Here is a 19,789-nt window from a genome sequence, read left to right as displayed (position 1 = left end):
CGCGCGGCCGTTAGGCGATTGCGGTCGCCAAGGCCAGGAACCAGCCGATCACCGCTTGCGCCGGCGGCCCGACGACGCGCCTGACCAGATCGGCGCCGGGGAAGACCATCGGCAGCACGACCAGCACGAGGATCAGCAGCAGGAAGCCGAACCGCCCGATCTTGGCATATTGCGCGGCGAGCGGCCGCGGCAGCAGCCCCTCGACGACATGGCCGCCATCGAAGGGCGGCATCGGCAACAGGTTGAAGATCGCGAGGAAGACGTTGACCAGCAGGAAGTTGACGAGATTGGCGAGCACGAAGGCCGCGACCCCGACCGGCGCGGTGCCGCCCGCGGTCGCGCCGATGACGCCGATCGCGATCGCGGTCAGCGTCGCGAGCGCGAGGTTCATCCCCGGCCCGGCGAGCGCCACCGCGACCATGCCCCAGCGCGGATTGCGCAGCCGCTGCGCGATCACCGGCACCGGCTTGGCCCAGCCGAACACCGGCGCACCGGCGATGGCGAGACCGAGCGGCAGGATCAATGTACCGACCGGATCGACGTGGCGGATCGGATTGAAGCTCAGCCGCCGCTGCTCCTGCGCGGTCGGATCGCCGAGCCATTTCGCCATCCAGCCATGCGCGACCTCGTGGAAGACGATCGCGATCACCAGCGGGATGATCCAGACGGCGGTGCGATAGACGATGTTCTCGGGGTTCATGCGCGCGATATGGCGTGGGGCAGGGCGGTCCGCCAGAGTGCGTCGCGCTCACCCTCACCCATCGCCGGCTCCGCCGTCTCTCCCTCTCCCGGCGGGAGAGGGAAGGGGCCCGCCGCCGCAGGCGGTGGGAAGGGTGAGGACGGCGGCTAGGACCCCAATGCCTCGCTGAAATGCCGGCGGCACAGCGCGACATAAAGGTCGTTGCCGCCGATCTCGGTCTGCGCGCCCTCGGCGATCGCACGACCTTGCGCATCGACGCGCAGGTTCATGATCGCCTTGCGCCCGCAGACGCACACCGATTTGATCTCGATGAGGGCATCCGCGATCGCGAGCAGCCGCGCCGATCCCTCGAACAACCGCCCCTGGAAATCGGTGCGCAGTCCATAGGCAAGCACCGGCACGTTGAGCACGTCGCAGATCCGCGCCAATTGCGCGACCTGCCCGGCGGAGAGGAATTGCGCCTCGTCGACCAGCACGCAGGCGAGCGGCTCGCGCGCCTGCCGCTCGGCGACGCAGGCGGCGAGGTCGGTGGCCGCATCGAACGGCGTCGCCGGCGCCTCGAGCCCGATCCGGCTGGTGATCGTCCCCGCCGCGAAACGATCGTCCACCGCGGCGGTGAACAGCATCGTGTTCATGCCCCGCTCGCGATAGTTGAAGTCCGCCTGCAGCAGCGTCGTCGACTTGCCCGCATTCATCGAGGCGTAGTAGAAATAGAGCTTGGCCACCGACTAAGCCCCGTCAATCCTCGCCCAGATCGCGCGCCACCTCGGGCTTGCGGAGCAGCGCGTCGATGTGGCTGCCCTCGTCGAAGCTCTCGTCGCTCAGGAACTTGAGCTTGGCGGCATATTTGGTCTGGATGCGATGCGCGACCTCGCGCTGCAGATAGGCGGTGTTGGTGCGCAGCGCCTTGAGCACCTGTTCCTCGTCCTTGCCGAGCAGCGGCTTCACGAACACCGTCGCGTGGCGCAGGTCGGAGGACATGCGGACCTCGGTGATCGAGACCATGTGCTTGGCCAGCGTCTCGTCGTGGACGTCGCCGCGCTGTAGGATCTCCGACAGCACGTGGCGGACCTGTTCGCCGATGCGCAGCGCGCGGACCGATTTATCCTGGGGATCTTTGTTCATGATTCCTTTTACCCCCTCCCGGCGGGGGAGGGAGGGTGAGGGCAGGAGGCATGCCGCCTTCACCCGTCCGCCGCCTGCGGCAGCGCCCTCCCTCTCCCGGATGGGAGAGGGACATGGTTTAGAGGGTGCGTTCGCGCATCTCGACTTCGAACGTCTCGAGGAAGTCGCCGGGCTTGATGTCGACGAAATTCTGCGTGAACGTCACACCGCATTCCAGACCGGCGCGCACTTCGGCGACATCGTCCTTGAAGCGGCGCAGCGACGCGATCTCACCCTGATAGATGATGACGTCGTTGCGCGTGATGCGCGCCTTGAGCGCCTTGCGGATGACGCCGTCGACCACGAGCAGACCGGCCGCCTTGCCGTGCTTGCCCGCCGAGAAGACGTCGCGGATCTCCGCCCGGCCAACCACGGTCTCGAACGCTTCCGGCCCGAGCTCGCCCGCCATGCCGGCGCGGATCTCGTCGATCAGGTCGTAGATGACGTCATAGTACTTCAACGCCACCTTCTGCCGATCGGCGATCTCGCGTGCCTTGGCATTGGCGCGGACGTTGAAGCCGATGATCGGCGCGCCGCTCGCACCCGCCAGCGTCACGTCGCTCTCGGTGATGCCGCCGACGCCCGAGTGCAGCACCCGCGCCTTGATGAGATCGGTCGAGATCTTGTTGATCGACGCGACGATCGCCTCGACCGTCCCCTGGGTGTCGGCCTTGACCACCAACGGATATTCGATCGCGGCATTGGCCTTGAGCGCCGAGAACATGCTCTCGAGGCTCGCCGGCGCCGTCGTGGTGCGCTTCTGCGTCAGCACGCTCTGGCGATATTCGGCGACCTCGCGGGCACGTGCCTCGCTCTCGACGACCTGCAACGGATCGCCTGCCGAGGGAACGCCGGTCATGCCGAGCACCTCGACCGGCATCGCCGGGCCGGCTTCCTTCACCTGACGGCCCTTGTCGTCGATCAGCGCACGGACCTTGCCGCTCTCCGCGCCGATGACGAAGACGTCGCCGACCTTCAGCGTGCCGCGGTTGACGAGGATCGTCGCCACGGGCCCACGGCCCTTGTCGAGCTTCGCCTCGATCACCGTACCCTCGGCGGCGCGATCCGGATTGGCGCGCAGTTCGAGCAGTTCGGCCTGGAGCTGGATCTTCTCGATCAGCGTGTCGAGCCCGGTCTTCTTGAGCGCGGAGACCTCGACGTCCTGGACGTCGCCGCCCATTTCCTCGACCACGACCTCATGCTCGAGCAGACGCTCGCGCACGCGCTGGGCATTGGCCTCATATTTGTCGATCTTGTTGATCGCCACGATCATCGGCACGCCGGCCGCCTTGGTGTGGTTGATCGCCTCGATCGTCTGCGGCATCAGCCCGTCGTCGGCCGCGACCACCAGCACCACGATGTCGGTGACGTCGGCACCGCGGGCACGCATCTGCGTGAATGCCTCGTGACCCGGCGTATCGAGGAACGTGACCTTCGACTTGTCCTTCAGCGTGACCTGATAGGCGCCGATATGCTGCGTGATGCCGCCGGCCTCGCCGCGCACCACGTCGGTGCCGCGCAGCGCGTCGAGCAGGCTCGTCTTGCCGTGATCGACGTGACCCATGATCGTCACCACCGGCGGACGCGGCTTGAGCGACTCGGTCGAATCCTCGCCGGTGTCGAGCGCCAGATCGATGTCGCTGTCGCTGACGCGGACGATGTTGTGGCCGAATTCAGTCACCAGCAGCTCGGCGGTATCCTGATCGATCGTCTGCGTCATCGTGACGGGCATGCCCATCTTGAACAACGTCTTGACCAGATCTGCGCCCTTCTCCGCCATACGGTTGGCGAGTTCCTGGACGGTGATCGCCTCGGGCACCTGGACGTCGCGGATCTGCTTGGCCTGCTGTTCGCGCGGGCCGCCGAAGTGACGCTTTTCCTTTTCACGCGCACGCTTGAGCGCGGCGAGGCTGCGCGAGCGCGCACCATCGTCGCCGAGCGCGCGGTTGACGGTCAGCTTGCCGCCGCGACGCTCGTCGCCCTTGCGGTCGCGCTGCGTCGGCCGGCTTGGCGGTGCGTTGCGCGGCGTCGCCTGACCCGAAGGCAGGTTGCGCGACGCAGCGCCGCCGGCGCCACCGGCATTGCCCGTCGCGGTCGTCGCGGCAGCAGCCGGCGCGGCCGCAGGGGCCGGTGCAGGCTTGGGCTGCGGCTTGGGAATTTCCGGGCGGGCGACCGGCGAGAACCGACGCGGTGCGGGCAGCGACGGATCGCGGCCGAAACCGACGATCGGTGCGGGCGCCGGGGCCGGCGCCGGTGCCGGAGCGGGTGCGGCGGCCTCGACCGGCGCAGGTGCAGGTGCAGGTGCCGGAGTGGGAGCCGGCGCCGGCGTCGGTGCGGCGACAGGCGCGGGCGCCTCGACCGGTGCCGGCGGCACGACGCGCTCGACCGGGCGGAAGCCACGGCCGGCGGGGGTCGGTACGACGGGTGCCGCGACCTGCGGTGCAGCCGGGGCGGGCGCCGGTGCGGCGACCGGTTCCGGCGTCGGCTCGGGAGCGGGCGTCGGTGCCGGAGCGGCAGCGGCGGCAGCCTTTTCGGCGGCGCGGGCGCGCTCGTCCTCGGCAGCCTGCGCACGCGCGGCTTCCTCGCGACGGCGCGCGTCCTCCAGCGCGTGCATGCGCTGGTCCTCGGCTTCGCGCAGCATGCGCGCCTGGCGCTCCTGCGGCGTCTCGTTCGACGGCGCCGGACGTGGAGCAGGGGCTGGCGCCGGAGCAGGCGCGGCGACGGGCGCCTCGACCTGCGGTTCGGGCGCGGCCTGCGCCTCGCCCGGACGGCCGAGAACGCGCCGCTTCTTCGTCTCCACGATCACCGTATTGGACCGGCCGTGGCTGAAGCTTTGCTTCACCTGGCCGGTCTCGACCGTGCGCTTCAGCCCCAAAGGCGCGCGCATGCCAAGTTTCGGCTTATCGTTGTCGGTGTCGCTCACTCAAATTCCTCGTTCACGTCTACGGCCGGTCGCAGCCCGTCGGATACATCCCCCGGAAATACAGGGGGAAGTCCGGGCGCCGATGCGCCTTGCGAGGCCGTTTCGCAAGGCACGGGAGGGGTTTCAGGTCCGATAAAATGCAGCCAGCGGCCGAGCGCATCGCTCACCCGCGCGGCGGCAGCGCGGTCGGTCAGGCCGATGTGTACCACATTCTCGCGGCCCAGCGCCAACGACAATATGGGGCGGGGCATCGGCAAAACCAAGCCCCTCAGCGTCGATCCCTCGCGGTCCGAGCCGATCCGCCACGCCTGGTCGAGCTTGCGGTTGCCGTCGGTGCCGGCATCCGCCGCATGATAGAGCGCATGGAGCTGCCCCGCGCGCGCCGCCGCCTCGATCTTCTCCGAGCCGGTCAGCAGCGTGCCCGAGCGCGATTCGAGCCCGAGCCGGTCGAGCGCGTTGCGTTCGAGTGCGGTGGCGATCCGTGCGGGCAGATCGTCGGGGATGACCAGCTCGGCGCCCTTGAAGGCACGCGCGAGCGCGCCGCGCAGCTTCTTCTTGGCGATCGCCTCTTCGAGGTCGGCGCGGGTGACGCCGATCCACGCCCCGCGGCCGGGCGCCTTGGCCCGCACGTCGGGCAGCACCTGCCCGTCGGGCGCGATCGCCAGCCGAATGAGGTTGTCGCGTTCGTCACGATCCTGCGTCAGGATGCACTTGCGGACGGGATCGCTCATGCGCCGCCCCCCGCGGTGGAGTTCGAGACGGTAGCCACACCCACCCCGTCACCCCGGACTTGTTCCGGGGTCCACCGGGCGGCAAGCTCATCGCCATGAGGGACCGGCAACCCTGCGTCTACATGCTGGCCAGCGGCTTCAACGGCACGCTCTATACCGGCGTGACGTCGAATCTCGTCGGTCGCATCATGCAACACCGAGACGGCACGTACGAAGGCTTCACCAGTCGCTACGGCATCGTCCGACTGGTATGGTTCGAGATCGCCGAAACCATGGCCGACGCGATCGCCAGCGAAAAACGCATCAAGGCGTGGCGGCGCGACTGGAAGAAGAACCTGATCGAGCGCGACAATCCGGACTGGGACGATCTGGCGGTCGCCCTCGGGCTGCCGCCGCTGGACTGATCCCGGCCGTTCTCCCCGCCGCGGGGTGGACCCCGGAACAAGTCCGGGGTGACGGATATCGTGGGGCGAGGACAGCGCTGCACACGAACCGGTGCGAGAATGACGCACACGCGCACGCGTCCCCGCGGTTACCCGCGAATCGCGTCGCCCGTCGCGAACCTGCTGGAGCCCTAGCGCCTCATTGTGAGGGAACCGCATGCGCGTCCTCCCTCGATGGCGCGGCAGGCGCGGCGTCGCGGTCGGCGATCAGCTGGCCGCCGGCGCCGTAATTCTCCGTCGAGACCTCCTCGATCACGACCTGCACCGCGGCCGGGTTCTTGCCCAGCCGCGTGACCAGCGAGGTCGTCACGTCGGCGACGATCCCCGCTTTCTGCTCGCGGGTCGCGCTGCCCGCCAGTCGGATCGAGACGAACGGCATCAGCCTTCCTCCGCCTCGCTCTTCGCGTCCTCGCCCGCTTCGGCCGTCTCGGTCGCGGCCGGGGCCTCGTCCTCGGCGAACCAATGCTGGCGCGCGGCCATGATGATCTCATTGCCCTGTTCGTCGCTCAGGCCATATTCGGCGAGGATGCCGCCCTTCGGCTCGGGGCGCTTGGGCGCGTCCTCGTTGCGGCGGCGCGGCTCGACGCGCTTCTTCTCGACCAGTTCGTCGGTTGCGAGATCGGCGAGATCGTCGAGCGTCTTGATCCCCGCCTTGCCGAGCGTGACCAGCATCGCTTCGGTCAGATACGGCATGTCGATCAGCGCGTCCTCGACGCCGAGCGCGGTGCGCTCCTCGCGGTTGGCGGCCTCGCGACGGTCGAGCGCTTCCTGCGCGCGGCTTTGCAGCTCCTGGCCGAGGTCCTCGTCGAAGCCCTCGATGCCGGCGATCTCGTCGAGCTCGACATAAGCGACCTCTTCCAGCGCGCCGAAGCCCTCGGCCACCAGCAGCTGCGCCAGCGTCTCGTCGACGTCCAGTTCGTTCTGGAACATCTCGGTCCGCTCGGTGAACTCCTTCTGGCGCTTCTCGCTGGCATCCTGCTCGGTGAGGATGTCGATCGCCTTGCCGGTCAGCTGGCTGGCGAGGCGGACGTTCTGGCCGCGGCGGCCGATCGCGAGGCTGAGCTGGTCGTCGGGGACGACGACCTCGATCCGCTCCTCTTCCTCGTCGATCACGACGCGGCTCACCGAAGCGGGCTGCAAGGCGTTGACGACGAAGGTGGCGATATCGGGCGACCAGGGGATGATGTCGATCTTCTCGCCCTGCATCTCCTGCACCACCGCCTGGACGCGGCTGCCCTTCATGCCGACGCAGGCGCCGACCGGATCGATGCTGCTGTCGCGGCTGATGACGCCGATCTTGGCGCGGCTGCCCGGGTCGCGTGCGGCGGCCTGGATGGTGATGATGCCGTCGTAGATCTCGGGCACTTCCTGCGCGAACAGCTTCTTCATGAAATCGGGGTGCGCGCGGCTGAGGAAGATCTGCGGCCCGCGATTCTCGCGGCGGACGTTGAGGATCAGCGAGCGGATGCGATCGTTGACGCGCACCACTTCGCGCGGGATCTGCTGGTCGCGGCGGATGACGCCCTCGGCACGGCCGAGGTCGACGACGACATGGCCGAACTCGACGCGCTTGACGACGCCGGTGATGATCTCGCCCTGGCGATCCTTGAACTCTTCATACTGGCGCTCGCGCTCGGCGTCGCGGACCTTCTGGAAGATGATCTGCTTCGAGGCCTGCGCCTGGATGCGGCCGAATTCGATCGGCGGCAGCGGATCGACGATATAGTCGCCGACGACCGCGCCCTTCTGGAGCTTCTGCGCCTGGGTGACGTCGACCTGCTTGAAATAATCGTCGACCGCCTCGACCACCTCGACGACGCGCCACAGGCGCAGGTCGCCGGTGTTCGGGTCGAGCTTGGCGCGGATGTCGTTCTCGATGCCGTAGCGGGTCTTGGCGGCGCGCTGGATCGCTTCCTCGAGCGCCTCGATGACGATGCTCTTGTCGATCATCTTCTCGGTGGCGACCGAGTTGGCGATCGCGATCAGTTCCGCGCGGTTGGCGGTGGCGACGGTGGCCATCTTACTTCTGTCCTTCGCTAAGGGCATGATTGTCGTTGGAGTCGGTGTCGTCGGACACCTCTTCGAATTCGTCGGCGCCGTCGCTCGACAGCGGCGCGGTGGCCGCGAGCAGGCGGTCGGTGATCGTCAGCTTGGCGTCGTGGATCTGGTCGAGCGCGACCGTCATCGGCTGATAGCCGCGCACGTCGATCGTCACCTTGTCGCCATCGATGCCGACGAGGTCACCGGTCAGGATCTTGCGGTTGTCGATCTTGTCGATCAGCGTGATCTTCGCTTCATGACCCGCCCAATTGGTATAATCCTGCGGCCGGGTGAGCGGCCGGTCGATGCCGGGCGACGACACTTCGAGGCGATAGGCGTCTTCGATCGGGTCCTTGCCCTCGGCTTCCAGCGCATCGAGCACGTCCGAGATGCGGCGCGACAGATCGGCGCAATCGTCGATCGTCAGCTGGCCGGTGTCGGGGCGCTCGGCCATCACCTGCAACGTGGGGTCGGACTTGCCGCCGAACATCTTCACGCGCACGAGGTCGAAACCCAGCGCGCGGGCTTCCGGTTCGATCAATTGCGTGAGGTGGGCGATGTCCGCCATGCAGGCTCCAGATATGCGTGTCCGCCGCCGCGGAGGGGGGCCCCCGCAGCCTCTTTCACCTGACGATGTAAGAGAAGGCAGGCGTCATATACGCTTACCGCCGCATGGAAACAAGCATCCTCGTCGACCATCGTGCGTATAAGACGGCAACCGGGAGAATATCATGCGTCTTGCTCTATTTGCTGCCTTACCGATCGCCCTCATCGCCTGTTCGGGGAACGCCCCGGCGACCGAGGGGAGCCCGCAGGCGGGCGAGACGCCGCCTTCGGCCAAGCTGTTCCGCGAGACGATCGTCGCCGATTTCGTCTCGCCCTGGGCGCTCGCCTTTCTGCCCGACGACCGGATCGTGGTGACCGAGAAGGCGGGGCAGATGATCCTGCTGTCGGCCGACGGCAAGCGCCGCCAGACGATCGCGACGCTTCCCGTCGACACGGCGGGGCAGGGCGGGCTGATGGACGTCGTTCCCGCACCCGATTTCGCGACCAGCAAGCGGATCTATTTCAGCTATTCGACCAAGGGCGCGGGCGGCAAGGGCGTCGTGCTGGCGCGCGGCCGGCTGCGCGACGACGGCCGCGGCGGCGACCGGCTCGGCGAGATCGAGGCGCTGTTCCAGGCGCGGCCGTTCGTCGAGGGCGACGGCCATTATTCGGGGCGCATCGCCTTTTCGCCCGACGGCCAGTCGCTGTTCTTCACCAATGGCGAGCGGCAGAAGTTCACGCCGGCGCAGGACCCGCAGGCGACGCTCGGCAAGGTGCTGCGGCTGACGCTCGACGGCAAGCCGGCGCCGGGCAACCCGCTCGCCGCCAAGGGCTTCGCGCCCGAGGTGTGGAGTTATGGCCACCGCAATTTGCTCGGGCTCGCCTTCGACGGCGAGGGGCGGCTGTGGGAGCAGGAGATGGGGCCGAAGGGCGGCGACGAGGTCAATCTCATCATGCCCGGTCGCAATTACGGCTGGCCCAATGCCTCGAACGGCAGCCATTACGACGGTCGCGACATCCCCGATCATGCGCCGGGCGACGGCTACGAACCGCCCAAGGTGTGGTGGAATCCGGTGATCTCACCGGGCGGGCTGATGATCTATTCGGGCAAGATGTTCCCGCAATGGCAGGGCGATGCCTTCATCGGCGGCCTGTCGTCGCAGTCGCTGGTCCGCGTCGACCTCGACGGGCAGAATGCGAGGAAGGGCGATCAATGGCCGATGGGCGCGCGCATCCGCGACGTCGATCAGGGGCCGGACGGCGCGATCTGGCTGATCGAGGACGGCGGCAAGTCGCAGGGGCGGCTGATCCGGCTGACGGCGAAATAGCCTCATTCCTCCCCGGCACGGGGAGGTGGCCGCGCGTAGCGCGGACGGAGGGGGGCTTCCCCAATCGGTTGCGCTGGTGGAAAGCCCCCTCCACCATGCCGCTGCGGGCAGGGCAATCGCATTCAGATTCTCAGGGCTGCGACGGCATTTATATTCCCGTCATGCCGGACTTGATCCGGCATCCCGCTTGCCTCGCTGTCCGAAGAAGCGGGACCCCGGCGCAACGCCGGGGTGACGGAGTGGCTTTGAGACTCGCCCGGGTCATACAGATGGCCATATGCGATAGCCCCCCCCCCGCGGGGGAGGAATTTGAGGAACGACCATGACCAAACCCCTGATCGGCCGTGATACGCGGCTCTGCATGTCGCTGTCGGCGCGGCCGAGCAATTTCGGGACGCGCTTCCACAACCGGCTCTACGAGCTGCTCGGGCTCGACTATGTCTACAAGGCGTTCACCACCACCGATCTGCCTGCGGCGATCGGCGGCATCCGCGCGCTCGGCATTCGCGGCTGTGCGATCTCGATGCCGTTCAAGGAGGCGGTGATCCCGCTGCTCGACGGGCTCGAAGGCTCGGCGGCGGCGATCGACAGCGTCAACACGATCGTCAACGACGATGGCCGGCTGACCGGCCACAACACCGATTATTCGGCGGTGCGCACGCTGGTCGAACAGGCCGGCGTGGCGGCGGGTACGACGGCGATGCTGCGCGGTTCGGGCGGCATGGGCAAGGCGGTGGCGACCGCGCTGCGCGACGCCGGCCTGACCCGCGGCACGATCGTCGCGCGCAACGAGCAATCCGGTCGCGCGCTGGCCGGGTCGGTCGGCTGGGACTGGGCGGCGGAGGTGGACGGTCGCACCGCCGGCCTGATCGCCAACGTCACGCCGCTCGGCATGGAAGGGCCGGACGCGGACGTGCTGGCGTTCGACCGCGAGACGATCGCCGCGGCGGAGCTGGTGCTCGACGCGGTGGCGCTGCCACCCGATACGCCGCTGCTCCGCGCCGCACGCGACGCCGGCAAGCGGGTGATCACCGGCGCCGCGATCGGCACGCTACAGGCGCTCGAGCAATTCGTGCTCTATACCGGCGTCACGCCGACGCCCGAGCAGGTCGCCGAGGCGGAGCGGGTGGCGCGATCCTGAAGCGGATCACTCCCGCACGATCAGATAGTTCATCCGGGCGCTGGCGATCGGTTTGGCGCGGTCGTCCTGCCACGCCACCGCCTCGACGTTGGCGATGCGCGTGCCGAGCCGTGTCACGATGCCCTCGGCGTGCGTCGGCTTGTCGCGGCCGCCGCGCATGAAGTCGACGGTGACGTTGACCGGCTTGATCCGGCCGCCGCCTTCCTCGGCGAGCGCATGCCGCAGCGAGACGATCGCCGCCACTTCGAGCAGCCCCGCGATCGCGCCGCCATGCAGGAAGCCGGGGCGTCCGAGCACCGCATCGCGGAAAGGCAGCAGCAGCGTCGGTGCGGCGCCGTCGCGCGGGATCAGCGAGATGCCGAGCAGCTCGGCATAAGGCGGCAGGACGGACGGCGGCGTCATGCGTTGACATCCATCAGCATGAACGTGCCCGCGACATGCGCGAGCGGATCGTCGGGGGTATCGTCATAGGCGATGCCGCGCACGAAGGCGATCGAGCGGGTCAGGCGCAGGCATTCGCCGCGGCCGATCACCGTCCGCCCCGGCACCGCCGGCCGCAGATAGTCGACGCGCAGGTCGAGCGTCGCCTGGGGAGCGAATTTGTCGCGTTCCACCCACACCGCGATGCTCGTCGCCATATCCATCAGCGCGATGATCGGCCCCGAGGCGAGCACGCCGCTGTCGGAATCGCCGACCAGCGCGTCGGTATAAGGCAGGGCCAGCTCGACCCAGCCGTCGCCACGGCCATGGTAGACGATGCCCAGCGCCCCGGCATGGCCGCCGAACCGGTGCGCCATGAAGGCGTCGATGTTGAAGCCGCTCATGGCTTTGTCTCTACACGCCATCGGCGGTAGCGCAACGCACGGGGTGGCGGTAGCGTGGCGGGCCACGGGAGAGAGAGCCATGAACGACCGCGTCACCCTCAGCGTCACCGACGGGATCGCCGACGTCCGGCTCGCGCGGGCGGACAAGATGAATGCGATCGACCCGGCGATGTTCACCGCGATCGGCGCGACGATCGACGCGCTCGCCGGGCGGCGCGACGTGCGCTGCGTCGTCCTGTCGGGCGAGGGCAGGGGCTTTTGCGCCGGCCTCGACATGGCGAGCATGGCGCAGGGCGGCTCGGGCATGTCGACGACACGCAATGCGCAGGGCGCGATCCCGCCGCAGCACGTCACCTGGGGCTGGCGGCAATTGCCGATGCCGGTGATCGCCGCGGTGCACGGCGTCGCCTTCGGCGGCGGTTTCCAGATCATGTCGGGTGCCGATATCCGCATCGCCGCACCCGATACGCGCTTCGCAATCCGCGAGACGCATTGGGGACTGGTACCCGATATGGCCGGCTTTCCGATCTGGCGCGGGCTGGTGCGCGACGACGTGCTGCGCGAGCTCGTCTATACCGCGCGCGAGTTCGATGCGGCGGAGGCGCTGGCGCATGGCTTCGTGACGCGGCTGGCGGCGGATCCGCTCGCCGAGGCGCTGGCGCTGGCGCGGACGATCGCCGGGCGGAGTCCGCACGCGATCCGCGGCGCGAAGCGGCTGCTCAACATGGCGCATGACGCCGACCCGCGCGACATGCTGGCGGCCGAGACCGAAGAGCAGATGAAGGTGATCGGCAAGCCGAACATGATGGAGGCGGTCGCCGCCAATATGACGAAACGCGCAGCCGTCTTCGAGGATTGATCGCGGGCGTCCCGCCCTCGCCCTCACCCTGCGGCGCTGCGCGCCTTTTCCCTCTCCCGCCGGGAGAGGGAAGAGCCGGCGCAGCCGGCGATAGGGTGAGGGCGGGGGCGGAACGTTCGCGATCGTCCCGCTTAGAGGACCACGGTCTCCGGCTTCGACTCCTCGATCGCCGCCAGCACCATCCGCTCCCACACCGCGGGATCGCCGGCCGCGGCCATCTTGCGGTCCGGCTCACGCAGCGTCCGCAGCACCGCGCGCGCATCCGCCAGATAGTCGCGCCACGCCAGATCGACCTGTTCGCCGGCGCTCTCGGCGTCGCCGCCGGCGTTGGCGCTGATCCGTTGGCCGGCGAGCACGCGGGCGATCCGTTCGGGCAGCGGGGTGGTCGATACGTCCATGGCATCATCTCCTCTGCTGGAAGAATGCCTCATATCGCAGCGGGTTGCCATGGATACGCAACGGCCCCGCAGGATCGCTCCCGCGGGGCCGGTGGATATCAGCGAACCCCGATACCGTTCGCCCTCAGCCTGTCGAAGGGCAGATGGGTCTCATCCGTGCTTCGACAAGCTCAGCACGAACGGGGAAGGGAGATCGATCGCGAGCCTTAGCGCGCCGCGCCCGAGCCCTGACCGCGACCACCGCCGCCGCCACCCGAACGGCCGCCGCGACCGCCGCCGCCGCCGCCGCTGCCGCTACGCTGGCCGCCACGGCTGGCGTTGGCATAGTTGCGCGTCGCGGTCGGCGCATGCGTGGCGCGCGGACGCGCCGGCTGGCGCTGGCCGCGCGGCAGGTCGGCGCGCGGCGCGGGATCGGCACCGATCGCCTTGACGCGGGTCGCCTTGATCTCGTTCGACAGGCCGGTGAAATTCTCCGGCAGCGGCCGCACCGCGACCTTCTGGCGGGTCAGCTTCTCGATGTCCTTGAGGTACGGACGCTCGTCATCGGCACAGAAAGCGACGGCGATGCCGCTCGCGCCGGCGCGCGCGGTGCGGCCGATGCGGTGGACGTACTGTTCCGCCACATTGGGCAGCTCGAAGTTGATGACGTGGCTGACGCCAGAGACATCGATGCCGCGCGCGGCGATATCGGTCGCGACCAGCACCTTGGTCTTGCCGTCCTTGAACTCGCCGAGCGCGCGCTCGCGCTGGCCCTGGCTCTTGTTGCCGTGGATCGCATTCGCCGCGATGCCGTTGCCGGCAAGCAGCTTCACGACGCGGTCGGCGCCATGCTTGGTGCGGGTGAAGACGAGCGCGCGGTTGATCGTCGGATCCTGCAGCACGATCGTCAGCAGCGCCTGCTTCTCCGCCTGATTGACGAAGGTGACATACTGGTCGACGCGCTCCGCGGTGGTCGAGGCGGGGACGACCGACACCGTCTTCGGCTCGTGCAGGAACTGGTTGGCGAGCTCGCGGATCGCCACCGGCATCGTCGCCGAGAAGAACAGCGTCTGGCGCTTGCGCGGGATCATCCGCACGATCTTCTTGAGCGCGTGGATGAAGCCGAGGTCCATCATCTGGTCGGCTTCGTCGAGGACGAGGATCTCGATCATCGACAGGTTGCACATGCCCTGCTCGACGAGGTCGATCAGCCGGCCCGGCGTCGCGACGAGGATGTCGACGCCGCGGCTGAGGTCCTGGCGGTTCTTGTTGATGCTGGTGCCGCCGAACACGGTCGCGACCGACAGCTTGCTGAACTGGCCGTAACCGCGCGCATTGTCGGCGATCTGGCTGGCGAGTTCGCGCGTCGGGGCGAGGACGAGCATGCGGCAATGCGTCGGCAGCACGCGCTTCTGGTTCTCGGTGAGGCGCTGGATCGACGGCAGCACGAACGCGGCGGTCTTGCCGGTGCCGGTCTGCGCGATGCCGAGCAGGTCGCCGCCTTCGAGCAGGATCGGGATCGACTGCGCCTGGATCGGGGTCGGGGTGGTATAGCCTTTGGCTTCGAGCGCGCGGACGAGCGGCTCGGCGAGGCCGAGGGTTGCGAATGACATGGAAACGTAGCCTTCAAAACGGGGCCTGACCCGCGCGCCGGATTCCACGATGGAAACGGCTCGCAGGGGGCGGGGGAAACTGACACCCCGCGTGAATAGGGAAGCCCTGAGCGTATCGACCGAGGCGGAGCCGGGGGTGGCAGAGCCAACCCGTTCACGCTGCATGACGCCTCGATTGACCGCCATGTGCGCTGCATCGCGGCAAAAGTCAAGTCGGAGGCGAAACGGGCATCGGTGTGGCTCGCGATCAACACTTTCACCATTTCCGATTCTATAATGGAAGGTTGACCTTCCTGCCGCCTTGACTTGCCCCCGGCCCCCAATAGGCTCCCCGACATTCGTGACCGTGAGAAGATCGGCCGAATAACAGGGGATTAGAATAGATAATGGCTAATACAGCATTGCGTGGCGCAGCCCGTCGCGTCCTTCTCGCCTCGTCGGCGCTGATCGCGCTGCCGGGCGCCGCCCAGGCCCAGGCCGCGACTTCGGATCTGTCGATGAGCCTCAAGGGCATCCTGCCGATCGCCGAGATGCAGGGCGGGTCGGCGACGGCGACGCCGCCGCAGGCCGATCCCAGCGTCGTCATCTCCAATCCCGGCACGCCGAGCACAATCCTCGACCAGGGCGTCAATGGCGTCGGCCAGATGATCATCGACCAGAAGAACGGCTTCGTCGGCCTGTGCACCGGCACGCTGATCAATCCGCGCACCGTCGTGTTCGCGGCGCATTGCGTCAACGAAAGCCCGACCGGGACCGCGATGAACCCGTGGAACTACGGCAAGGGCGCCGGGCAGCTGCCGATCGGCTTCGGCTTCGAGGCGGACACGATTGCCGGCCAGCGCGCCTGGTTCCGCAGCAACTACAGCACCAGCACCGCCAACCATTTCTACAACGTCAATCAGGTCGTCTACAACGCGCAGTCGCTGAACCTCGGCCTCGCCAACAACTTCCTGCAGGCCGATGTCGCGCTGGCGACCTTCGACACGCCGGCGGCCGACGTGCCGACCTGGACGATGCTCTTCTCGCCGCTGCCCGCGCCTGCGTCGATCAGCGACACGACCGGCACCGGCTATCACGTCACGGTGACCGGCTACGGCACCAACGGCACCGGCCTGACCGGCGCCAGCGGCGCGATCGATTACCGCCGCCGCGTCGCGGAGAATTACGTCGGCCTGCTCGGCTCGATCGACGATTTCTATTTCGGCCTGTTCGGCGGCAGCGCCGGCCTGCCCGCCAATCTGTACCAGACCGACTTCGACGATCCGACCCGCCGCTATCCCGGCGATTACAACCTGTTCAAGGACGAGGCGCTGCCTCGCGAGGGGACGACCGGCCCCGGCGATTCGGGCGGTCCGCTGATCCTCGACCGGACGTTCAACAAGGCGACGATCATCGGCGTGCTGTCGGGCAGCTACACGTTCGGCGGCCAGATCCGCGGTGGCTATGGCACCACCGCTTTCTACCAGCCGCTGTATCTCTATTGGGACTATATCCTCGCCAACAATCCGTATCGCTACGCCAATACGGTCGCCGGGGACGGCAAGTGGAGCGATGCCAGCCACTGGGTGACGGCGCTCGACCCCTCCTATCAGGTGATCGTCAACGGCCAGCTCGCCAATGGCGTGCCGACCACGCCCGGCCTCGGCATCACCCCCGATACGGAGAACAAATTCGGTCAGGTCTGCGATCAGGAGCCGGCGTTCAACTACGACCAATGCTATGACGTGAAGACCAAGATCACCTATGTCGACGGTCAGCCGGTCGCCGCCGCGCAGCCGGGCGTACAGGGCGGCACCGCGAGCAGTGGCAACGATCAGGCGACGGTGCGCAAGATCGATGCCGACGCCACCGCTGCCGTCGGCGGCGACGCGGTCGCTGCGGCGCTGCCGGCGGCGACGCTCGCCAACGGCCTGCCCGGTGCGACCAACTTCGTGCCGAACAACATCGATCCCGATGCGGCGACGCGGCGCAGCGCGCGTTATTATGACGTCACGCTGAGTGCGGCGGGCACGACGACGCTCGACACCGCGGTGACGATCGACCGGTTCAGCGTCGCCGGCACCAATGCGAAGCTGGCGATCACCTCGGCGGGATCGCTGACCAGCCTGATGGCGGTCAACCAATATACCGGCGCGGTGCAGGTCGACGGCACGCTGTCGACGCGCGGCGATTACTTCCTGATGAGCGGCCTGCTCACCGGCAGCGGCCGGATCAACACGCCGTTCCTCACCAGCGCCACCGGCATCATCGCGCCGGGCACGATGGGGACGATCGGCACGCTGACCGTCGGCGGCAACCTGATCCTCGCTTCGGGCAGCACGTTGCTGGTCGACGTCGGCCCCAACGGCACGTCGGACCGCGTCGCGGTGGTGCGCAACGGCACGACCGACGGCGTCGCCAGCATCGGCGGCCGCGTCGGCTTCGCGCCGGTCGCCGGGCACATGATCCGCTACAACGATCTCTACACGATCGTCACCGCGGCGGGCGGGGTCGTCGGCACCTTCCAGTCGCCCTCGGCCCTGTCGGCGATCCTGACCCCGCAATTCGTCTATTCGGCGAATGCGGTGCAGGCGCGGATCGTCGCCGGCAGCTATGCCAGCGTCGTCGCCGCGACGCCGATCCAGACCGCCTTCGCCGGGCTGCTCGATCGCAACCGCGCGAGCAACTACACTGCGCTGTCGGGTCTGTACGGCATCCTCGATCTTCAGGATGCGGGGACAATCCGTGCGACGCTGGAAGGGCTCGCCCCGCGCACCACGCCGCTCAAATACGGCATGGGGACGGTCGCGACCGAGAATATGTCGCGCTTCTACCGCCAGCATCTCGCCGGGATCGACGCCAGCCAGCCGCTGTCGGGGACGCTGACGATGACCGGCCAGCCGCTGCAATTCGCCGCGCTGATGGCGAGCGACCTGCCGATGACGCAGGCGACCGCGAGCGACACCACCTCGACCACGGTGCGCGAGGGCGTGCTGCCGGAGAACGTCAACGTGTTCATCGCCGGCGGGTACGTCGACGGCGACAGCCGCAGCCTGCGCGATGCCAATCCGTTCGGTGGCCGTGACAATTTCGACGGCTTCTACGTGGTCAGCGGCATCGAGGCGAAGGTCAGCGACACCGGCGTGCTCGGCTTCGGCTTCGGCTATACCAAGCTCGACGGCACCACCGGCGGCGTCGGCCAGTCGGCGCGCGGCGAGCTGTTCCAGGGCACGCTGTTCGGCAAGCTGCAGGCGCCGGGCGGGCAGGTGCTCGACGCGCAGGTCAGCGGCGGCGTGTTCCAGGCGTATACGCGGCGTACCGTGGCGATCGCCACGGTCGCCTCGACGCTGCGCAGCCGCGACGATGCGCTGGCGGTGTCGGCGGAGGTCGGTCTCGGCCAGATGTTCGACTTCGGCGGCTTGCAGATCGGGCCGCGGATCGCGGCGCGGGTCAACCACATCGGCTTCACGCCGACGGTGGAGACCGGTGGCGACGGCGCGCTGCGCTTCGACCGCTACAATCTCGACAGCGCGCAGGGTCGCGCCGGGCTGCAACTGGCCGGCGGCGACGTGATCAAGCCGTTCGCCTCGGCCTATTACGTCCACGACTTCAAGGACCAGCCGGGCGTCTTCACCGCCAATTTCATCGGCGGTACCGCACCGGCGGGCTTCCGCCTGTCGAGCCAGGACCAGAATTGGGCCGAGCTGGCGGCGGGCCTGTCCTATGCCACCGACCGGATCGAGCTGTCGGTCAGCGCCGACACCACCGTCGCGCGCAAGGACGTACGCAACCAGGCCTATCGCGGCGCGATCAAGTTCAAATTCTGATCGATCGTAGGACGTAACACCGGGGCCGCTCTCCCGCAGGGGAGGGCGGCCCTTGTCGTTTGTCCCATTCGTCATCTCCATAATTCGTCATCCCGGCGAAAGCCGGGATGACGAAGCAAGGGGTGGGGGAATGACGAACGGGTGGAGAGGGGCATCCCGTATCCCCCGATACTTTTCCGTCGCAACCCGGCACGCCAGCCGATACACCGTCGGGCCAACGACATGAGAGGATGCGCCGGATGAAACTCGCCAGTCTGAAGCAGGGCCGTGACGGCAGGCTCGTCGTCGTCTCCACCGATCTCGCCTGGTGCGCCGATGCGACGCATATCGCGCCGACCTTGCAGGCGGCGCTCGACGCGTGGGACCGGCTGCTGCCCGATCTCCAGAACCTCGCCACCGACCTCGACCACGAGGTGATCCCGCGCGAGCGCTTCCACGAACATGACGCCGCCTCGCCGCTGCCGCGGGCGTATCAATGGGCGGACGGCTCGGCCTATGTGAACCATGTCGCGCTCGTCCGGCAGGCGCGCGGCGCCGAGATGCCCGAGACCTTCTGGCACGATCCCCTGATGTATCAGGGCGGCTCGGACGGTTTCTTGGCCCCGCGCGATGCGATCCCGCTCGCCGACGAAGCCTGGGGCTGCGATCTCGAGGCCGAAGTGGTGGTCGTCACCGGCGACGTGCCGCTCGGCGCGAGCCGCGACGAGGCGCTGGCCGGCATCCGGCTGGTCGGGCTGACCAACGACGTCAGCCTGCGCAACCTGATCCCCGGCGAGCTCGCCAAGGGCTTCGGCTTCTTCCAGTCCAAGCCGGCGAGCGCCTTCTCGCCGGTATTCGTCACCCCGGAGGCGCTGGGCGACTGGTGGCGGGACGGCAAGCTTCACCGCAAGCTGCACGTCGATCTCAACGGCCAGCCGTTCGGCCGCGCCGATGCGGGCGAGGACATGACCTTCGACTTCGGAACGCTGGTCGCGCATGCGGCGAGGACGCGCCGGCTGGGGGCGGGGACGATCGTCGGCTCGGGCACCGTCTCGAACCGCGGCCCCGATGGCGGCCCGGGCCAGACGATCGCGGCGGGCGGCGTCGGCTATTCCTGCCTCGCCGAGCTGCGCACCGTCGAGACGATCGCCACCGGCACGGCGACGACGCCGTTCCTGCGCAAGGGCGACACCGTGCGCATCTGGGCGGAGGACGACAAGCACCACCCGATCTTCGGCGTGATCGAGCAGACGGTGGGATGAGCCAATCCTCCCCGGCACGGGGAGGGGGACCGCCCGCGCAGCGGGTGGTGGAG

The 19,789-nt window shown here is 68.3% G+C and carries 18 protein-coding genes; 6 read left to right on the top strand and 12 right to left on the bottom strand.

Going from position 1 to position 19,789, the window contains the following annotated elements; translation table 11 throughout:
* Window positions 1-10 precede the first annotated feature (10 nt).
* The 5 genes from FFS23_RS13890 to FFS23_RS13870 form a co-directional block, all read right to left on the bottom strand.
* On the bottom strand, window positions 11-700 hold the full coding sequence (locus FFS23_RS13890) for a site-2 protease family protein (RefSeq protein WP_137899063.1): 690 nt from the start codon (window positions 698-700) through the stop codon (window positions 11-13).
* A gap of 146 nt (window positions 701-846) precedes the next feature.
* Window positions 847-1,425 carry a thymidine kinase gene (locus tag FFS23_RS13885; RefSeq protein WP_137899062.1) on the bottom strand — a complete coding sequence of 193 codons (579 nt, stop codon included), beginning with the start codon at window positions 1,423-1,425 and terminating at the stop codon, window positions 847-849.
* Window positions 1,426-1,438: 13 nt separating this feature from the next.
* Window positions 1,439-1,825 (bottom strand): 30S ribosome-binding factor RbfA, encoded by a 387-nt coding sequence (gene rbfA / locus FFS23_RS13880; RefSeq protein ID WP_171009497.1) that lies wholly within the window; start codon window positions 1,823-1,825, stop codon window positions 1,439-1,441.
* A gap of 118 nt (window positions 1,826-1,943) precedes the next feature.
* A complete protein-coding gene (infB, locus tag FFS23_RS13875; RefSeq protein ID WP_137899061.1) occupies window positions 1,944-4,787 on the bottom strand; it encodes a translation initiation factor IF-2 in 2,844 nt (947 codons plus the stop codon).
* Complete coding sequence (locus tag FFS23_RS13870; protein ID WP_137899060.1) at window positions 4,784-5,518, bottom strand: DUF448 domain-containing protein; 735 nt, start codon at window positions 5,516-5,518, stop codon at window positions 4,784-4,786. Before FFS23_RS13870 ends, infB begins: the two co-directional genes overlap by 4 nt.
* 122 nt (window positions 5,519-5,640) lie before the next feature.
* Between FFS23_RS13870 and FFS23_RS13865 the strand changes: the two genes are divergently transcribed.
* The gene (locus FFS23_RS13865; RefSeq protein WP_137899059.1) at window positions 5,641-5,922 is read left to right on the top strand and encodes a GIY-YIG nuclease family protein; all 282 of its coding nucleotides are present in this window, start codon (window positions 5,641-5,643) and stop codon (window positions 5,920-5,922) included.
* Window positions 5,923-6,100: 178 nt separating this feature from the next.
* On the opposite strand, the gene FFS23_RS13860 is transcribed toward FFS23_RS13865, so the two are convergent.
* Genes FFS23_RS13860 through rimP form a run of 3 tightly spaced genes read right to left on the bottom strand, consistent with a single transcriptional unit; the run spans window position 6,101 to window position 8,569 of the window.
* Window positions 6,101-6,340, bottom strand: a complete 240-nt coding sequence (locus tag FFS23_RS13860) for a tautomerase family protein (protein WP_038663118.1) — start codon at window positions 6,338-6,340, stop codon at window positions 6,101-6,103.
* Window positions 6,340-7,980 carry a transcription termination factor NusA gene (nusA, locus tag FFS23_RS13855; RefSeq protein WP_038663117.1) on the bottom strand — a complete coding sequence of 547 codons (1,641 nt, stop codon included), beginning with the start codon at window positions 7,978-7,980 and terminating at the stop codon, window positions 6,340-6,342. The genes FFS23_RS13860 and nusA overlap by 1 nt, the downstream gene beginning before the upstream one ends.
* A 1-nt stretch (window position 7,981) precedes the next feature.
* Window positions 7,982-8,569, bottom strand: coding sequence for a ribosome maturation protein RimP (rimP, locus tag FFS23_RS13850; protein ID WP_137899058.1), 588 nt, complete (start codon window positions 8,567-8,569; stop codon window positions 7,982-7,984).
* Between the two features lie 163 nt (window positions 8,570-8,732).
* Here rimP and FFS23_RS13845 point away from each other — a divergent pair, with 163 nt between their 5' ends.
* On the top strand, window positions 8,733-9,875 hold the full coding sequence (locus FFS23_RS13845; protein ID WP_137899057.1) for a PQQ-dependent sugar dehydrogenase: 1,143 nt from the start codon (window positions 8,733-8,735) through the stop codon (window positions 9,873-9,875).
* A 322-nt stretch (window positions 9,876-10,197) separates the two neighbouring features.
* Entirely contained in the window at window positions 10,198-11,016 is an 819-nt protein-coding gene (locus FFS23_RS13840) for a shikimate 5-dehydrogenase (protein ID WP_137899056.1), read from the top strand.
* Window positions 11,017-11,022: 6 nt separating this feature from the next.
* Here FFS23_RS13840 and FFS23_RS13835 read toward each other — a convergent pair whose 3' ends face one another.
* Together FFS23_RS13835 and FFS23_RS13830 are read right to left on the bottom strand one after the other, a co-directional pair.
* Window positions 11,023-11,418, bottom strand: coding sequence for a PaaI family thioesterase (locus FFS23_RS13835; RefSeq protein WP_137899055.1), 396 nt, complete (start codon window positions 11,416-11,418; stop codon window positions 11,023-11,025).
* Complete coding sequence (locus FFS23_RS13830) at window positions 11,415-11,840, bottom strand: PaaI family thioesterase (protein WP_137899054.1); 426 nt, start codon at window positions 11,838-11,840, stop codon at window positions 11,415-11,417. The genes FFS23_RS13835 and FFS23_RS13830 overlap by 4 nt, the downstream gene beginning before the upstream one ends.
* Window positions 11,841-11,919: 79 nt before the next feature.
* On the opposite strand from FFS23_RS13830, the gene FFS23_RS13825 reads away from it, so the two are divergent.
* A complete protein-coding gene (locus FFS23_RS13825; RefSeq protein ID WP_137899053.1) occupies window positions 11,920-12,699 on the top strand; it encodes a crotonase/enoyl-CoA hydratase family protein in 780 nt (259 codons plus the stop codon).
* A gap of 131 nt (window positions 12,700-12,830) precedes the next feature.
* On the opposite strand, the gene FFS23_RS13820 is transcribed toward FFS23_RS13825, so the two are convergent.
* Both FFS23_RS13820 and FFS23_RS13815 read right to left on the bottom strand, forming a co-directional pair.
* Window positions 12,831-13,097 carry a hypothetical protein gene (locus FFS23_RS13820; protein ID WP_038663103.1) on the bottom strand — a complete coding sequence of 89 codons (267 nt, stop codon included), beginning with the start codon at window positions 13,095-13,097 and terminating at the stop codon, window positions 12,831-12,833.
* Between the two features lie 206 nt (window positions 13,098-13,303).
* On the bottom strand, window positions 13,304-14,689 hold the full coding sequence (locus FFS23_RS13815; RefSeq protein ID WP_137899052.1) for a DEAD/DEAH box helicase: 1,386 nt from the start codon (window positions 14,687-14,689) through the stop codon (window positions 13,304-13,306).
* A gap of 386 nt (window positions 14,690-15,075) precedes the next feature.
* Here FFS23_RS13815 and FFS23_RS13810 point away from each other — a divergent pair, with 386 nt between their 5' ends.
* Window positions 15,076-18,495, top strand: a complete 3,420-nt coding sequence (locus FFS23_RS13810; protein ID WP_137899051.1) for an autotransporter domain-containing protein — start codon at window positions 15,076-15,078, stop codon at window positions 18,493-18,495.
* Between the two features lie 239 nt (window positions 18,496-18,734).
* A complete protein-coding gene (locus FFS23_RS13805) occupies window positions 18,735-19,736 on the top strand; it encodes a fumarylacetoacetate hydrolase family protein (RefSeq protein ID WP_137899050.1) in 1,002 nt (333 codons plus the stop codon).
* The last annotated feature ends 53 nt before the right edge of the window (window positions 19,737-19,789 follow it).

The sequence above is a fragment of the Sphingomonas sp. 2SG genome (genome assembly GCF_005503285.1).
Classification (GTDB): domain Bacteria; phylum Pseudomonadota; class Alphaproteobacteria; order Sphingomonadales; family Sphingomonadaceae; genus Sphingomonas; species Sphingomonas taxi.
This window is presented reverse-complemented; position numbering and strand designations above follow the sequence as displayed.

Coding starts and splice junctions, on each gene's coding strand:
- FFS23_RS13890 (WP_137899063.1), bottom strand. CDS start 700: ATGAACCCCGAGAACATCGTCTATCGCACCGCCGTCTGGATCATCCCG.
- rbfA (WP_171009497.1), bottom strand. CDS start 1,825: ATGAACAAAGATCCCCAGGATAAATCGGTCCGCGCGCTGCGCATCGGC.
- FFS23_RS13870 (WP_137899060.1), bottom strand. CDS start 5,518: ATGAGCGATCCCGTCCGCAAGTGCATCCTGACGCAGGATCGTGACGAA.
- FFS23_RS13865 (WP_137899059.1), top strand. CDS start 5,641: ATGCTGGCCAGCGGCTTCAACGGCACGCTCTATACCGGCGTGACGTCG.
- FFS23_RS13860 (WP_038663118.1), bottom strand. CDS start 6,340: ATGCCGTTCGTCTCGATCCGACTGGCGGGCAGCGCGACCCGCGAGCAG.
- nusA (WP_038663117.1), bottom strand. CDS start 7,980: ATGGCCACCGTCGCCACCGCCAACCGCGCGGAACTGATCGCGATCGCC.
- rimP (WP_137899058.1), bottom strand. CDS start 8,569: ATGGCGGACATCGCCCACCTCACGCAATTGATCGAACCGGAAGCCCGC.
- FFS23_RS13845 (WP_137899057.1), top strand. CDS start 8,733: ATGCGTCTTGCTCTATTTGCTGCCTTACCGATCGCCCTCATCGCCTGT.
- FFS23_RS13840 (WP_137899056.1), top strand. CDS start 10,198: ATGACCAAACCCCTGATCGGCCGTGATACGCGGCTCTGCATGTCGCTG.
- FFS23_RS13835 (WP_137899055.1), bottom strand. CDS start 11,418: ATGACGCCGCCGTCCGTCCTGCCGCCTTATGCCGAGCTGCTCGGCATC.
- FFS23_RS13830 (WP_137899054.1), bottom strand. CDS start 11,840: ATGAGCGGCTTCAACATCGACGCCTTCATGGCGCACCGGTTCGGCGGC.
- FFS23_RS13825 (WP_137899053.1), top strand. CDS start 11,920: ATGAACGACCGCGTCACCCTCAGCGTCACCGACGGGATCGCCGACGTC.
- FFS23_RS13820 (WP_038663103.1), bottom strand. CDS start 13,097: ATGGACGTATCGACCACCCCGCTGCCCGAACGGATCGCCCGCGTGCTC.
- FFS23_RS13815 (WP_137899052.1), bottom strand. CDS start 14,689: ATGTCATTCGCAACCCTCGGCCTCGCCGAGCCGCTCGTCCGCGCGCTC.
- FFS23_RS13810 (WP_137899051.1), top strand. CDS start 15,076: ATGGCTAATACAGCATTGCGTGGCGCAGCCCGTCGCGTCCTTCTCGCC.
- FFS23_RS13805 (WP_137899050.1), top strand. CDS start 18,735: ATGAAACTCGCCAGTCTGAAGCAGGGCCGTGACGGCAGGCTCGTCGTC.